Raw genomic sequence first — 16,502 nt, 5'->3', positions numbered from 1 at the left:
GCCCGTAGGTTGATAGAGAGACCTACGGGCTGAATCGACACGCTTAGTGGCGGTTACGCACCAGTTGATAACGGCGCGTTAAATATTCGATGGGTACGCTCCAGATATGTACCAAGCGTGAGAACGGGAATAAAACAAAAAGGGTCAATCCCAAGACAATATGCAACTTGAAAATCAAGGCTACATCTATCAGATAGGCCGATGCTCCGGTGCGGAAAGTCGCAATTGACTGCGCCCAACCGACCAATTTCATCATCTCGCTACCATCCATATGTTGAGCAGAAAACGGAATACTCAGTAGCCCCAAGCTAACTTGTACCACCAGCAATATCAGAATCAGGATATCTACCCGGGTACTGGTTGCTCTGATCCTCGAATTAGTCAAGCGGCGGTGTAGCAGCATGACTCCACCGACTAACATCATCAGACCGCAGGCACCGCCAGCAATCATCGCCATTTTTTGTTTTATCTCTATCGGTAAGAACGATTCATACATCCAATGTGGCGTCAGCATACCCAGCACATGGCCGAAGAATATCCCCAGAATACCGATGTGGAATAAATTAGATGCCAGCCATACACCTTTCTTATCTAACATCTGACTGGAACCTGCTCGCCAGCTATATTGCCCATAGTCGTAACGCAACCAACTGCCCACAAAGAAAATCACCATTGCCATGTAAGGATAAATATCAAAAAAGAATTTATTCAAAAAGCTCATAAGATGGCTCCTTTACGGTCCGTCACCACATGGGACTGAACGACTTTTTTGCCCTCTGAGGCAGACTGAATACTGAGATATTGTGGTAGTACGGCATCGGCAAGGTGTTTGGGGGGCATCCCCTGCTGAGCTGATGCACACCCCTGCGTGCCGAGGAATTTCACTTGCTCCTCTTCCCATACCGCATCCAGTGCTTTGGCGGTGTCATCCCGGCTTTCACCCGCCACTTTATCGCCAAGATTTTCACTGCGAATAGCACTGCCAGACAGCACTAACAGCAGATCAAACAACTGGGCATAGTCGCTATCCCGCTGATGTAAACGTGCCCCCAGCAGCGCCAAAATGGGTGCAATATCCTGCAAACCCAAGGTGATATCCTGCACTGGCTGGTTAGCCAGATACTCAAGATAAAGTGGCAGGAAATCAGGCAACTCTTTACAGTCAAGCACTAACCCCGCACGTTGATACTGTGCCATGAGGTCCACCATGGCCTGACCACGATCGCGCGACTCACCATGCACATGTTCAAATAGCAACAGTGAGGTGGCTCGCCCCCGGTCAAATAAGCCACAATAGCTAGCCTGACACTCAAGCAATTCGCTCTGACATAATGTATTGATAAATTGCCTGAGCCGATGAACCTGTTCCGTCGTGAGTTCATCGGCGCTGTCGAGCGCCTCAACAACTTCTTGCCGGTTTTGCCACAGATCAATATCTGGGTATTCCAGCAAACGTGAAATGATTCTCAAACTAATCATGAGTGGCCCCCTGGTCAGTCTTACGTGTGACATCAACAGCATCAATGCGGCGGCTATTGAACAAATTGAAACGACTGTCACTGCCATGGCAACCATCGCCGAAACTGAAGCCGCACCCCTTACTTTCCGGGAAAGCGTCACGGGCTATTTCACGGTGGCTGGATGGAATGACAAAGCGATCTTCATAATTAGCAATCGCCAGATAGCGGTACATCTCTTGCGCTTGCGCCTCTGTTAGCCCCACGGCCTCCAGTGCACTGAGATCAGTTTTACCCTCAACGGTTTCAGCCCGTTTATAGTGGCGCATTGCCAGCATCCGTTTCAGTGCCATTAATACCGGTTGAGTATCACCAGCAGTCAGTAAGTTGGCTAAATACTGAACCGGGATACGCAGGCTTTCCACATCCGGTAGCACCCCGCTGTGGGGCAGCGCGCCAGAGTCTGCCGCAGACTGAATCGGTGACAACGGCGGGACATACCATACCATCGGCAAGGTCCGGTATTCGGGGTGCAACGGCAGTGCCAATTTCCATTCCACTGCCATTTTGTAAACCGGGGAGCGTTGGGCGGCCTCAATGACACTTAAGGGAATCCCCTGTTTCTGCGCTTCGGCAATCACCAGCGGATCATGGGGATCGAGGAAAATATCCATTTGCCGTTGGTAGAGGTTTTTCTCATCAGTAGTAGCCGCGGCTTGTTCAATGCCATCCGCGTCATACAGTAGTACCCCCAGATAACGAATGCGCCCCACACAGGTTTCTGAACAAACGGTCGGTTCACCGGACTCAATGCGTGGATAGCAGAAAATACACTTCTCCGACTTGCCGCTTTTCCAGTTGAAATAGATTTTTTTATACGGGCAACCGGTCAGACACATACGCCAGCCCCGGCATTTATCCTGATCAATCAGCACAATACCGTCTTCAGCCCGTTTATAAATTGCCCCACTGGGGCAAGTTGCGACACAGGCGGGGTTAAGGCAGTGTTCACATAAACGTGGCAAGTACATCATGAAGGTATGTTCAAATTGCCCATACATCTCTTTCTGAATATGGGCGAAGTTCTGGTCTTTAGATCGCTTAGAAAACTCACCGCCCAGAATCTCTTCCCAGTTAGGGCCGTTCTCGATTTTCTCCATTCGTTGACCGGTAATCAGCGAACGTGGGCGAGCTACCGGCTGATGTTTTCCAGCCGGTGAGTTGTGCAAGTGCTGGTAATCAAAATCGAAGGGTTCGTAATAATCATCTAATGCTGGTACATCAGGGTTAGCAAATATCTTGGCGAGGACCCCGACTCGGCTCCCCATACGGGGGGTCAATTTGCCATTAATCTTGCGGATCCAGCCCCCCTTCCATTTATCCTGATTCTCCCAATCGTGCGGATAACCCAGCCCCGGTTTGCTTTCCACGTTGTTAAACCAGGCATATTCCATACCCTCGCGGCTGGTCCAAACATTTTTGCAGGTTACTGAGCAGGTATGACAGCCAATACATTTGTCCAGATTCAGAACCATGCCGACTTGTGAACGGATTTTCATAGTTTGCCCCCGGTTTTGCTCTGGTTTTGCTGTTCGTCATCCAGCCAATCAATCTTATTCATCTTGCGCACCACCACGAACTCATCGCGATTGGACCCTACCGTGCCGTAGTAGTTAAAGCCGTAGGCTAATTGCGCATATCCGCCAATCATATGGGTTGGTTTTGGACTGATACGGGTGACTGAGTTATGAATACCGCCACGTTGGCCGGTAATTTCAGAACCGGGGATATTAATAATGCGCTCCTGTGCGTGGTACATCATGGTCATGCCTGACGGAATTCGCTGGCTGACGACGGCACGAGCAGTTAATGCGCCATTACTGTTAAACGCCTCAATCCAGTCGTTATCTTCTATCAGCAGATCTTTGGCATCATCTTCACTCAACCAAACGATAGGCCCCCCTCTCGACAGTGTCAGCATCAACAGGTTGTCACTGTAGGTTGAGTGAATGCCCCACTTCTGATGGGGTGTCAGGAAGTTAAGTGCTTTCTCTGGGTTACCGTTCGGCTTCTTATTAAGCAAAGGTTGGGCGGCACGAGTATCTATTGGCGGGCGATAGCACAACAAACTCTCACCAAAAGCACGCATCCATTCATGATCCTGATAAAGTTGTTGCCGGCCTGAAAGGGTGCGCCACGGGATCAACTCATGAACGTTGGTGTAACAAGCATTATAGGAAACATGCTCATCTTCCAAGCCGGACCAGATTGGACTGGAAATGATTTTGCGTGGTTGCGCCTGAATATCGCGAAAACGAATTTTTTCATCTTCTTTATTCAGAGCTAAGTGAGCATGTTGGCGACCGGTAAGTTGTTCCAAAGCCTGCCAGGCTTTTACCGCCACCTGACCGTTGGTTTCAGGGGCCAAGGATAAAATCACCTCTGCGGCATCAATAGCAGTATCAATTCTTGGTCGTCCGGCGGCAGGGCCGTCAGGCTGGGTATGGTTAAGTTTTTTGAGGAAATCAATTTCAGTCTGGGTATTCCAGTTAATCCCTTTGCCGCCATTACCTAATTTATCCAATAGGGGACCCAAGGCAGTAAAGCGAGCATAGGTTGCTGGGTAATCGCGCTCGACCACCACAATGTGCGGCGCGGTTTGGCCCGGTATCAGTTCACATTCACCTTTTTTCCAGTCCTTTACACCATATGGCTGTGCCAGTTCGGCTGGCGAATCATGTTGGATGGGTAAGGTCACTACATCGGTTTCCTGACCTAAATGGCCGACGCAAACTCGAGAGAAGGTTTCGGCAATATCTTTGTAGATATCCCAGTCGCTTTTAGACTCCCAGGCAGGATCTACCGCCGCAGACAGCGGGTGAATAAACGGATGCATATCCGAGGTATTCATGTCGTCTTTTTCGTACCAGGTTGCGGTGGGTAAAATGATGTCTGAATAGAGACACGTACTAGACATGCGGAAATCCAATGTCACGACTAAATCCAGCTTGCCTTCGCCTCCCTGTTCCTGCCATTCAACCTCTTCCGGCATCACCCCACCTTGCTGGCCCAAATCTTTACCCTGAATACCATTTTCCGTACCCAACAAATACTTGAGCATATATTCATGCCCTTTGCCGGAAGAACCCAGTAGGTTGGAACGCCAGACAAACAAGTTTCGCGGGAAGTTTTGTGGGTCATCTGGCTGTTCAGCGGCAAATCTCAGTGACCCGTTTTTAAGGCTATCGACGGTATATTCTACCGGTGTTTGACCGGCTTGTTGTGCGCTGGCGGCAAGGGTCAATGGATTGCAATTCAGTTGCGGGGCCGAAGGCAGCCACCCCATACGTTCAGCGCGCACATTAAGATCAATCAGACTTGGGCTAAAGCGCGAACTGTCGGCCAAGGGAGAGAGTAATTGGGTGGTGCTGACGGTCTCATAACGCCACTGACTGGAGTGATTATAGAAAAATGACGTACTGTTCATATGGCGCGGTGGACGTTGCCAATCGAGGCCAAATGCCAAAGGTAACCAGCCGGTTTGTGGTCGCAGTTTTTCCTGCCCCACATAGTGCGCCCAACCGCCGCCACTTTGCCCGACACAGCCGCAGAAAATCAGCATATTAATCAGTGCACGGTAGGTCATATCCATGTGATACCAGTGATTAATACCGGCCCCGACGATAATCATCGAACGGCCATGGGTTTTCTCGGCGTTATCTGCAAATTCACGCGCAATGCGGATAATATCCTGACGTGCAACGCCAGTAATTTTTTCAGCCCAGGCAGGAGTGTAAGCTTTTATATCGTCATAACTGCTGGCGCAGTTGTCATCAGCCAAACCACGATCCAGGCCATAGTTTACCATCATCAGGTCATAAACACTGGTCACCAGTGCTTCACTGCCATCGGCTAATGGCAACCGTTTTACTGGCAACTTGTGTTGCAGTATTTCCTCTAGCGCAACACTTTGAAAATTCTCACTAATTTCGCCACCAAAGTAGGGAAATCCGACATTAACAATAGCATCATGTTGACCTAATAAACTGAGTTGTAATGAGACTTCCTGCTGCGTTTTGCCCTCGCGCTGCTCAAGGTTCCATTTACCCTTTTCACCCCAGCGATAACCGATAGACCCTTGCGGCGCTACCAACTGCCCGCTGTTAGCGTCAATGGCAATGGTCTTCCATTCTGGGTTATTCTCCTCTCCCAGATTATCCACCAGATCGGCGGCGCGCAGTAACCGCCCGGCGGCATAATCGCCGCTATGACGAGGTTCAAGTAATACCAGCATCGGCATGTCGGTGTACTGACGCATGTATTCAACAAAGTAGCTGCTTTGTCGTTGTAGATGGAATTCATTGAGGATCACATGCCCCATTGCCATAGCCATGGCACTGTCTGTTCCTTGTTTCGGATTCAGCCATTGGTCACACAGTTTAGCGACCTCTGCATAATCCGGCGTCACCGCTACAGTTTTGGTCCCTTTGTAACGGACTTCGGTAAAGAAGTGGGCATCGGGTGTGCGGGTCTGCGGAACATTGGAACCCCAGGCAATAATATAGGATGAGTTGTACCAGTCAGCGGATTCTGGCACGTCAGTTTGCTCACCCCAGGTCATCGGTGATGCCGGAGGCAAATCGCAATACCAGTCATAGAAACTGAGGCAAACGCCGCCTATCAGTGATAGATAGCGCGCGCCCGCCGCGTAGGAAACCATCGACATCGCTGGAATCGGTGAAAAACCGATAATCCGATCCGGCCCATACTGTTTGGCGGTATAGACGTTAGCGGCGGCAATCAGTTCATTCACTTCCTGCCAGGTCGAACGGACAAAGCCCCCCCGGCCACGAGCCTGTTTATAATCCTTTGATTGTACGCTATCGCCAACAATTGAAGCCCATGCCTCCACCGGATCACTGTGCAGCACTTTGGCAGCACGCCACAATTGCAACAGATGCTTGCGCATCATCGGGTACTTCAGCCGATTAGCACTGTACAAATACCAGGAATAGCTGGCCCCACGAGGGCAACCACGGGGTTCATGATTAGGTAAATCCGGGCGGGTACGCGGGTAGTCAGTTTGCTGGGTTTCCCAAGTGACCAACCCATTTTTGACATAAATCTTCCAGCTACATGAACCCGTACAATTCACACCATGAGTTGAACGTACCACTTTGTCATGCTGCCAGCGGCTACGATAGCCATCTTCCCAATCACGATTGGTGTCCAGTGTCTGGCCATGGCCTTGTGCAAAAGGCTCGGCAAGTTGTTTAAAATAACGAAATCGGTCAAGAAATTTGCTCATCGGGAGACCTCCTGATTGGGGACATAACGGCCCTATTTATTTTTATAAGTGGATTAACATTGCTCAATGTTGCTTATTTATTGGACCGTACCGGTCAACGTGGTTTTTTGGTCGCCATACCCGCGTTAAGCTTGCGCCCGTAGACAAACCAGGTGATCAATACGCAAACCACATAAAAAACCACGAATAGCTTCATCGCGCCGGCCGGTGAACCGGTTAGGGCCAGCGAGGTACCAAAGGATTTAGGAATAAAGAAACCGCCGATAGCGCCAATGGCTGAGATGAAACCCAGTGCCGCCGCTGACTCTCTGACGGCATCATGCTGCGCTTGTTCATCACTACCACCCGCGAGGGTCACTCGATCGACCGTTAACTTGCGAAAGATCACCGCAATCATCTGAAACGTTGAACCACTGCCCAGTCCCGCCGTCAGAAACAGCAGCATGAATACGCCAAAAAAGGCAAAGAAGGAGCCATTAACATTGGTTCCCGGTAAGGTGAGGAAGAGTAATGCCGCAAATATTGCCATCAGGATAAAATTGACGAAGGTGACGCGAATGCCGCCAAAGCGATCAGAGAGCGCACCGCCCATTGGACGAGCCAGTGCGCCCAATAGCGGGCCGAAGAAAGCGTAATGCAGGATGACAACATCAGGAAATTGTGTTTTTGCCAACATGGCAAATCCGGCTGAGAAACCGATAAATGAACCAAAAGTTGCCAGATATAACACCGCCAAAATCCACAAATGGCCACGTTTCAGGACCGGTAATTGCTGGATAATCGACGCTTTTGCAGCAGACAAGTCATTCATACCAAACCAGGCCGCCACACTGAATATCAGCAAAAAGGGGATCCAGATATAGGCTGCGTTTTGCAACCAGAGCTGGCTACCATCCGCTTGTGGATAGCCACTGCCCATAAAGGCACTGAACACCCCAACCGAAATAGCCATAGGGGCGATAAGTTGCATCACACTGACGCCAAGATTCCCCAATCCCCCATTGAGGCCCAGCGCCCCCCCCTGCTTGGCTTTCGGGAAGAAAAAACTGATATTAGCCATGCTAGAGGCAAAGTTCGCACCGGCAAAACCACACAACAATGAAATCAATACAAATGTTCCATACTGGGTGGTGCTGTCCTGTACCGCGATACCTAACCAGAGGCAGGGGATAACCAGAAACAATGTGCTAATAGCCGTCCAGCGACGACCACCAAAGACCGGTATGACAAACGAGTATGGAACACGTAACAGTGCCCCCGATACTGAGGGTAATGCTGTCAGCATGAACAGTTGATCGGTGGTGAAGTTAAAGCCCACTTTATTCAGATTCACTGCGACCGCACTAAACAGCATCCAGACACAGAAACTCAGTAACAATGCTGGTACTGAAATCCACAAATTTCGCCGGGCAACACTATGCCCTACCTGTTGCCAGAACTGTGGATCTTCCGGGTACCACTGCGGTATTGATTGACCACCGGCTAACTTTGCCGGGATAGCGGAAGATGATGAGTTAGTTAATGGTGTCGGAGAGTGCGACATAAAAACCTCAGTCAGGGTGACCACAAACGGGAAGTAATGCGTCACCCTAGGCACCAGAGGCTATTTCAAAGTTGATTTACATCAAGAGGATGTGAAGTTAACTTTTAGCTAACAATACCCATACATCATTTGTGGGTAGTAGGTTTACTGGCAAAAAAGAGCCTCTTTTCATTTAGTTGCCGATGTGAATGTTTTCTTGAAACCGAGTAATACACCCGTTGACTATTAGGGGGTACTCCCTATTGGTTATGGGGTAATAGTCAAGGATGAGGAAGAATATCGATCAACCCTTCCGTTCGAGGTATTTACCCTCTCAGCTACAGGAACTATTCATGAGTGAACAAGACGCCGCGACCATCCTGTTGATTGATGACCACCCGATGCTAAGGCACGGTATTAAGCAATTAATCAGCATGGCACCTGGGTTATCCATCGCAGGTGAGGCCAGCAACGGTGCTCAAGGTATTATTCTCGCCACCAATCTTGATCCTGATTTGATCATGCTGGATTTAAACATGCCGGGCATGAATGGGTTGGAAACACTGGATAGATTGCGTCAGCAGCCACTATCCGGGCGAATTGTAGTGTTTACCGTTTCTGACCATCAGGATGATGTCATCAGTGCCTTAAAACGCGGGGCCGATGGTTATCTGCTAAAAGATATGGACCCTGAAGATTTGCTGGTCTCATTGTATGATGCAGCAGCAGGACAAATGGTTCTCAGCGACGCATTGATGTCGATACTGGCAATCAACCTCCGCGAGAATCGGTCTGATAATGAGCGCGATATTAACACCCTCACCCCACGTGAACGCGACATATTGAAGCTGATCGCTAAAGGGTTACCGAATAAAACCATTGCCCGGAAATTGCTGATTGCAGAGAGCACCGTTAAAGTTCATGTCAAACATCTGTTGAAAAAAATGAAGCTGAAATCGCGGGTTGAAGCCGCAGTATGGGTATTACAAGAGAAAATACTATAGCTTGCTAAGCAGAAAATCACGTAACACTACCGCCTGATTCTGTTGCGTGTCGCGACTGCCATACAGCAACGTAATTGGCTGTTGTTTCAGTACGTCTAGTAAAGGTTGCCAGGCCGTTGAGCTATCAAGCTGAGCCTGATAACGCACCACAAACTCTGGCCAATCTAAACATTGATGAAACCATTTTCGTAATGCATTTTCCGGCGCCACTTCTTTTAACCATACCACCCCTAACAGCCGGGTTTTGCTAATGCCTCGCGGCCACAGCCGATCAGTCAGAAAGGTATTGGCTTGATATGGCGGCTGAACATCGTAAACACGCGCTAAAGTGATGCGATTTCCCATTGTTGTACTCCTCCTTTGTGCGGTATATGCACCATGTTAGCAACCCTATCAACAAGAGTCTGTCGCCCAACCACAGATTTTATTCATTCGGTTAGTCTCATTAATAACCTCAAAGCTGGCATGCCATGGTTCAGCGCTTATTTCTCAACCACTCTTCGCGACTGATTTCCCATATTTCCGTCTGGAAATGCCCACTAACGTAGTCTCGCTCCTGCGTTGCAACCAAACGCATACCATTTTTACGTGATATGGCGGCTGACGCCTTATTCGGTGCGGCCTTTGTCACTCGTAAATAAGGCTGGTCCAATTGTGTAAACCAGAAGTGAGTGACTGCATCACTGGCTTCCGTTATTAACCCCTGCCCTTGCCACACAGGGCTTAACCAAAAGCCACGGTGATCGTCTGTATCACAGGCCAAATTAATAACACCAATCAAGGTCTCTGGTGAAACCTTCGGCCTGATTGACCAGAAAAAACGGCTACCACATTGCATCTTAGGTAATGCAATATCACGGACAAAGGTCAGGGCACCATCGGCTGGGTAAGGCCAAGGTACGGCAGAAGCATCTAAATACTTCACCACTTCCCATACCGGAAATTTTAGCTGTATCTGGTCAGCATCCTGTAGGGTTAAAGGTATTAATAGCAAACGATCCGTCAGTAATGGTTCCATCAAATAGTCCCTTTACAAGGCAGCCTCTAAAGCATCAATATCGTGAAACGCGAGAGTCACGAAAACAGAAAATACCACTGGTGGTTATAGCTCGACAACTGTACTCATTTATAGCAAAGTTTAATCACCACAACCATACGGATAAATGCCATGATAATTATTTCTTCATAAATACGAACATGTTATATTCATTTCAATTAAATATTTGGTGAAGAAAATGACTACTGTACCGCTTAATACCACCCGGCAGATGAAACAAAAAAATATTATGTTGGTTGCAAGCACATTAAAATCGCTGTCATCCGCAACCAAAGGCGATATATCTGCTCAAACTGGATTAAGCTTGGCAACATGTGGCACCATTTTGAATGAATTATGTTCAAAGGGCGAAATCATTGAAGAATCTATTGATGAATCACGTGGTGGCCGGCCAGCAAAGCGCTATATATACAACTCAAATTACTTTAGCATATTAAGTATTTATATTGAAGGGAGCGATACCTCCGGCGTTATATCGTCATCCCTAAGGTCTGCAGATGGCAAAATCATTGTTGAGTACGATAAAATATATTCTGATTTAACTGAAGATATGTTGCTCGCGCAAATTCAAGAATTTTCAGATAAATACAATAATATCAAAGCAATAGGGCTAGGATTGCCCGGTGTCATTGTGGATGGAAAAATACTTACTTGCGATATTACCCGCCTGGAGGGATTGCCAATCACTGAATTATTAAGTAACCGATTCGGTATTTTTGTTCAGGCGGGGAATGACATGAATTATACCGCATTTGGTTTTTATCGTAATCACTGCCGTAATATAAATGAACCTATCGCCTATATTTTTATGCCACCAAGACATTGTGCCGGCTGTGGCATTGTTATTTCAGGTAAAATGCTACGTGGTGCAAGTCAATTTGCAGGTGAAGTGTCGCAACTGCCATTTTATGACAATCTAGGGACTAATATAAATTCTCACCATGAACTGGTGCAACAACGACTTATTTATATTACTTCATCGTTGATCGCCATGATTAACCCTGCAACCATAGCCATCTCAGGAGAACATATCAGTCAAAATTGCATTGCAGAATTATCTGCTCAATTACTCAAAAAATTTGATTGCAAACACATACCCCATTTTGTCTATCGCGACAACATTAAGTACGATTATCACAATGGAATATCAGAATACACTCTTGATGCCTATAATAATTTTCGAGTATTTGAGATCTAGTATTCAGCGGTATCTATGATGAGAAACTTTTTCTAGAGCCCCCTCTCCCACCTTCAGGCTATCCTAACCGTCGTATGCCCTTTTCTCTAGTCGGCAAACCACCTTGATAGGCAAAAATGTTCTTGACAAGCCAGGTACCCACTGTATATTTCACAACTTAATATAAGTCTTTTATGAAGTGACTTATACTTATTACTTGCTCGCTGCCACTTACCAGAGAAAGGTGCTTAAATGTCTAGCCATGTCGTCGACTACCCTCTGGATACACCGGCTACACGCACATCTACGCGCTCTATCTTCTTTGTCGCTGGATTTGCTATGGGCCTTTGGGCATCGTTGGTGCCCTATGCACAGAATAGACTTCATTTTGATGCAGGCTCTTTGGGGATGTTATTACTTTGCTTGGGAACAGGCTCCCTACTGGCAATGCTATTCTCTGGCAAACTGATTGGCCGCTTCGGCTGTAGAAGAATAATACTATTAGGTATCGTTGTTAGCGCTGTTTTCCTGCCCACATTGGCAATTATTGATCAGTTCCCTTTGATGGCACTATGTCTGTTCTTTTTTGGTGCAGGCATTGGTTTAGTCGACGTTGCGGTTAATGTCCAAGGCTCTCTGGTTGAACAATCCTCGGATAAACCACTGATGTCAGGTTTCCACTGTTTATTCAGCATTGGTTCAATTGCGGGTGCTGGCGGCGGTGCAATATTATTTACTCTTGGCTTAATGCCCCTCCCCGTAACGCTGATTGCCGTCGTGATAATGGCTATAATTACCTCCGTCGTTTTCAAGGAATTAATCCCTTTTGGCGATCATAAAGAACCTAATCAACAGCCAAAAATAAAACCACGCCCAAACTTCAGGCTCATATTAATGGCACTTATGTGCATGATTTGTTTTATGGCGGAAGGTGCAGTATTAGATTGGAGTGGCGTATTTCTAACCAATGACCGTGGCCTTGACATAGCACATGCCGGTTGGGGGTTTGCTATTTTCGGTGGCACCATGTCTGTAATGCGTTTCACTGGTGATAAAGTTGTCAGTATTTTGGGACGCAAGCATGTACTGATTTTTAGCAGTATCATCGCCATGACCGGCTATGCCATTGCCGTCATAATACCTGACTGGAAATTTACGTTATTTGGCTTTGCACTGGTAGGAATAGGTGCAGCTAATATTGTTCCAGTACTTATCACGCTGGCTGGCCAGGAAAGTGTAATGCCCGTGAACATGTCGGTAGCCATGGTCGCAACGCTGGGTTATTTCGGTATTTTAGGGGGGCCGGCACTGATCGGTTTTATTGCACATATAACTGACCTCTACGCTGCATTCACAGTGGTTGCCCTGACATTTATTGTCATAGCAGTTGGGGCATTCAAACTGAAATATTCCAGTGACTAAACATTTATCTACCGATAAATAAAGCCGGTGGATAGTGGGTCAATCTGTTTTTTGAAGATAAAAGTGTGACTGAGTATGGTAATTTTACCTGCTAGCAAAATTATGCTAGCTTTTTTTTAGGTATACTATGCCGAGATATTCTCTATCAAACCAAGATGTTAAAGAGGGAAATTGTATGAGCATTAAAATCATTGCTGTTGATATGGATGGAACCTTTCTCAATGATCAGATGAGTTTTGATAGGGAACGGTTTATTACACAATATTCACAACTAAAAGAAAATGGAATAAAATTTGTTGTTGCCAGTGGTAATCAATATTATCAGCTAATTTCATTCTTCCCTGAGATTGCCAATGAAATCGCTTTTGTTGCTGAAAATGGGGCTTATGTCAGTAACAAGAATACTGAAATTTTCTGCGGTTCAATCTCTGATGAAGATTGTAATAAAGTGCTAAAAACATTACTACCAATACCCTATCTTGATGTCATTGTTTGTGGCAAAAATGGCGCTTACATGCTGAGCTCTTCAGATAATTATTTCTACACTACAATGAGTAAATACTACCATCGCCTTAAAATTATCGATAATTTCGATCAAGTAACAGAGTCTGCATTCAAATTTGCGATAAGTTTACCCAATGAGAAACTGGTAGACTTTATGAAATTTATCGAGCAAGAACTCGCAGATATAGTGACCCCGGTATCAAGTGGACATGGTTCTGTAGACCTTATAATACCCGGCATTCATAAAGCCAATGGTATTAAACTACTCCAAAAAATGTGGGATGTAACTGATCAACAAGTCGTAACTTTTGGCGATGGTGGCAATGATATTGAAATGTTACAGTACGCCGGCTTTGGTTATGCCATGGCAAATGCTCCAGACAACATTAAGAATGTAGCAAAGTATCAGGCCGAATCAAATAACGACTCTGGCGTATTAAATATAATTGATAAAATTCTAAAGAAAGAACATCCTTTCACATAGACATATTTAATAACAAAAATATATTGGCGGGAAAGACTCCCGCCTATTAATTAATTTTCTCTATTATTGCGGCTCTCGCCATTCTATTTGTAAGCTATTTTAGAATATTAACAATCTTCTCTCACCAAAGCAGCTAACGTCTGTAAACCAATATCAGCTTGTTCTTCTGTTGCATGACTGAAGTTAAGTCGTAACTGGCCACAGCCCTCTGACGGATATGGCAGGAACGATTCGCCCGGCATAAATGCAATATTTTTTTCGAGTGCTTTAGGCAATAGTTTACGAGTATCAATACAATGATTAAGTGTGAGCCAGAAGAATAACCCACCGGCAGGTTTCTCCCAAGTGGCAAGAGAACCAAAATGGCGTTGTAAAGAGATCTCAAATGCATCACGACGACTCTTATAATATGTGGCCAGTTGGTCCATATGTTCAGCATGGTTGGCGGCACCTAGCTGTTGCAATACCAGCCATTGGCTGATTCGGCTACTGTGTAGATCAGCCGCCTGCTTTAGCCGTGTCAGATAAGGAATTAACTCTGACGAAGCAACCAGATAGCCTAACCGCAATGCCGGGGATAAACTTTTAGAAAAGGACCCCTGATAAATCCACGGTGCGTGCTGTAATAAGGCACATACCGGCTTTCGCTCACACGGATCATAGACCAGGTCATGATAGGGATCATCTTCAAACAGCGGCAACATAAGGTCATCACACGCCTTTGCTAATGTGGCCCGCTGCGTACTATCAAGACAGTGACCACTTGGATTCTGAAAAGTTGGGATGCTGTAGGCAAAAGCAGGCTTTTCTGTTTTGAGTTTATCAATATCAGGTTGTGCCGAATCATAAGCCACAAATTGTGCCCCGAAGAACCGAAATACCTGCAATGCCGCCAAATAAGTGGGCGACTCAACAGCGACAGGTGTTCCTGCATCAATAAATAATTTAGCGACCAGATCAATTCCTTGTTGCGAGCCTGAAATAATCAGGACCTGCTCCTCAGTGCAAGATAAACCGCGCCTACATAAATTCTGCGCAATATGCCTGCGCAATTCTGTTTCCCCTTCACTGGCCCCGTATTGCAACATCGATTGCGGCATTCCTTCCAGGTGCAAGTGCGGGAAACTTTCAACCGCAGGCAAGCCGCCAGCAAATGAGATCATCCCAGGCCGTTCAATAACAGAGAGTATTTCCCGTATAGGCGAGGGGTGAAGATCGTGCAGCCGTGAGGAAAATCGATTATTCTGATCCACTACAGTCTTATTCATGGCAGTCCTTCCATAAAGGTCAACATATTTGACCTTTATGGACAGTAAAATGGACGGCTGATTACGTCAATAGTATTGACCTAATTATTTTTTAATTTGTGATAAAAATCCGATGGCAACCTCCAAAAACGTCCCGCAACAGGAAGACCAACGACTGCATCAAGCCATCGAACAGTTCTATTTTGGTTATCGGACATTTACTGAACTACCGGATAAATTACTGGCTCAGCGAGGATTAGGTCGGGTTCACCACCGCATCCTGTACTTTGTCGGACACAATCCTGATATCGCCATCAATGCCTTGCTGGGAATTCTGAAAATCAGCAAACAAGCGCTTAATGCACCATTAAAACAATTAGTTAAAATGGAGCTAATCACGGTTACCACCGCCGAATATGATCAAAGAGTGCGGCAGTTATCTCTCTCCCCCGCCGGTAAAAAGCTTGAATCTCAATTAACAGAGACACAAATGCAACTGCTACGACAGGTATTCCAACAACTGGGAAAAGAAACAGAAACAGCGTGGCTGCAAGTAATGCAATGTCTTAATAAGGATTGAGATTAGCATCAAATTATAAGATGTTCTGTGTGAGCTATACTCGAATGAGATTAATGGCTGACATTTAATAGAAGGGATAAATAGTGATAGACCATACGGGGATTAACGCTACTAATATATTAATAAGTAAAGATTTTTACAGTGCAGCGCTTGCACCTCTCAATTACGAGATACGTCTAAACCTTGGTGATGCCTGTGGTTTTGGTGTAAAAATTTCAGCCAATGGGGATGATCCCGGCGGTGACTTTTGGGTAATGGAAGGTAAACCTTATACCCCAAGAAGCCATATCGCTTTCCGTGCTGCAAGCAAAAATGAGGTCAATCAATTCTATAATGCTGCCATGGAAGCTGGTGCAATATCGAATGGAGAGCCTGGCTACCGTCCTCATTATCATGAAAACTATTATGCTGCATTTGTTCTTGATCCAGATGGTTACAATATTGAAGCTGTCTATCATGGCAAATAATTTATAAAATAAAGGTTTCTATTTAATCAGAATGGCTATCTACTGATGATATGCACTGTTTTCGTGCATTAAATTTGACACTCACCATCGCCACTAAACAATACTCCTAATTACTATGTTGCATATCGATTATGCTTTTAATATCTGCTAGCATCCCTGCCAGCGCTATCACATAACTTAATTGATCGGAGAAAGCGCTCAATCCAGCAATGTCGAGCGTTATACGCTATTTTATTAGTTACTCAACCGCGATGAGTATTAATAACACTTTGA

General features: G+C 46.1%; 14 protein-coding genes. 6 read left to right on the top strand and 8 right to left on the bottom strand.

The window, feature by feature from the left end:
* Positions 1-43: 43 nt before the first annotated feature.
* From narI to ACWJJO_RS09520, 5 genes are all read right to left on the bottom strand, one after another.
* Positions 44-721: a respiratory nitrate reductase subunit gamma gene (gene narI / locus ACWJJO_RS09540; protein WP_372569086.1), complete on the bottom strand. Its 678-nt coding sequence runs from the start codon at positions 719-721 to the stop codon at positions 44-46.
* Positions 718-1,479, bottom strand: a complete 762-nt coding sequence (gene narJ, locus ACWJJO_RS09535; protein ID WP_083159098.1) for a nitrate reductase molybdenum cofactor assembly chaperone — start codon at positions 1,477-1,479, stop codon at positions 718-720. The genes narI and narJ overlap by 4 nt, the downstream gene beginning before the upstream one ends.
* Positions 1,472-3,016, bottom strand: coding sequence for a nitrate reductase subunit beta (narH, locus tag ACWJJO_RS09530; protein WP_481090955.1), 1,545 nt, complete (start codon positions 3,014-3,016; stop codon positions 1,472-1,474). The genes narJ and narH overlap by 8 nt, the downstream gene beginning before the upstream one ends.
* Positions 3,013-6,765: a nitrate reductase subunit alpha gene (locus tag ACWJJO_RS09525; RefSeq protein ID WP_481090954.1), complete on the bottom strand. Its 3,753-nt coding sequence runs from the start codon at positions 6,763-6,765 to the stop codon at positions 3,013-3,015. Before ACWJJO_RS09525 ends, narH begins: the two co-directional genes overlap by 4 nt.
* A 94-nt stretch (positions 6,766-6,859) precedes the next feature.
* On the bottom strand, positions 6,860-8,308 hold the full coding sequence (locus tag ACWJJO_RS09520) for a NarK family nitrate/nitrite MFS transporter (protein ID WP_227746592.1): 1,449 nt from the start codon (positions 8,306-8,308) through the stop codon (positions 6,860-6,862).
* 332 nt (positions 8,309-8,640) lie between these two features.
* On the opposite strand from ACWJJO_RS09520, the gene narL reads away from it, so the two are divergent.
* Positions 8,641-9,291, top strand: coding sequence for a two-component system response regulator NarL (narL, locus tag ACWJJO_RS09515; protein WP_042569642.1), 651 nt, complete (start codon positions 8,641-8,643; stop codon positions 9,289-9,291).
* Here narL and ACWJJO_RS09510 read toward each other — a convergent pair.
* Both ACWJJO_RS09510 and ACWJJO_RS09505 read right to left on the bottom strand, forming a co-directional pair.
* Complete coding sequence (locus ACWJJO_RS09510; RefSeq protein ID WP_083159100.1) at positions 9,286-9,636, bottom strand: DUF488 domain-containing protein; 351 nt, start codon at positions 9,634-9,636, stop codon at positions 9,286-9,288. The genes narL and ACWJJO_RS09510 overlap by 6 nt on opposite strands.
* A 130-nt stretch (positions 9,637-9,766) precedes the next feature.
* Entirely contained in the window at positions 9,767-10,309 is a 543-nt protein-coding gene (locus ACWJJO_RS09505; protein WP_083159101.1) for a GNAT family N-acetyltransferase, read from the bottom strand.
* A gap of 217 nt (positions 10,310-10,526) precedes the next feature.
* Here ACWJJO_RS09505 and ACWJJO_RS09500 point away from each other — a divergent pair, with 217 nt between their 5' ends.
* The 3 genes from ACWJJO_RS09500 to ACWJJO_RS09490 all read left to right on the top strand — a co-directional run bounded on the left by ACWJJO_RS09500 (position 10,527) and on the right by ACWJJO_RS09490 (position 13,935).
* Positions 10,527-11,546 (top strand): ROK family protein, encoded by a 1,020-nt coding sequence (locus tag ACWJJO_RS09500; protein ID WP_481090953.1) that lies wholly within the window; start codon positions 10,527-10,529, stop codon positions 11,544-11,546.
* Positions 11,547-11,777: 231 nt separating this feature from the next.
* A complete protein-coding gene (locus tag ACWJJO_RS09495) occupies positions 11,778-12,947 on the top strand; it encodes an MFS transporter (protein WP_481090952.1) in 1,170 nt (389 codons plus the stop codon).
* Positions 12,948-13,122: 175 nt separating this feature from the next.
* Positions 13,123-13,935 carry a Cof-type HAD-IIB family hydrolase gene (locus ACWJJO_RS09490; protein ID WP_481090951.1) on the top strand — a complete coding sequence of 271 codons (813 nt, stop codon included), beginning with the start codon at positions 13,123-13,125 and terminating at the stop codon, positions 13,933-13,935.
* A gap of 107 nt (positions 13,936-14,042) precedes the next feature.
* Here ACWJJO_RS09490 and ACWJJO_RS09485 read toward each other — a convergent pair whose 3' ends face one another.
* Positions 14,043-15,203, bottom strand: coding sequence for an aminotransferase-like domain-containing protein (locus tag ACWJJO_RS09485; protein WP_083159105.1), 1,161 nt, complete (start codon positions 15,201-15,203; stop codon positions 14,043-14,045).
* Positions 15,204-15,315: 112 nt separating this feature from the next.
* Here ACWJJO_RS09485 and ACWJJO_RS09480 point away from each other — a divergent pair, with 112 nt between their 5' ends.
* Together ACWJJO_RS09480 and ACWJJO_RS09475 are read left to right on the top strand one after the other, a co-directional pair.
* Positions 15,316-15,762 carry a MarR family winged helix-turn-helix transcriptional regulator gene (locus ACWJJO_RS09480; protein WP_083159106.1) on the top strand — a complete coding sequence of 149 codons (447 nt, stop codon included), beginning with the start codon at positions 15,316-15,318 and terminating at the stop codon, positions 15,760-15,762.
* Positions 15,763-15,845: 83 nt separating this feature from the next.
* The gene (locus ACWJJO_RS09475) at positions 15,846-16,229 is read left to right on the top strand and encodes a VOC family protein (protein ID WP_442847894.1); all 384 of its coding nucleotides are present in this window, start codon (positions 15,846-15,848) and stop codon (positions 16,227-16,229) included.
* Positions 16,230-16,502: the final 273 nt, after the last annotated feature.

Source organism: Yersinia antarctica, assembly GCF_056636475.1.
This window is presented reverse-complemented; position numbering and strand designations above follow the sequence as displayed.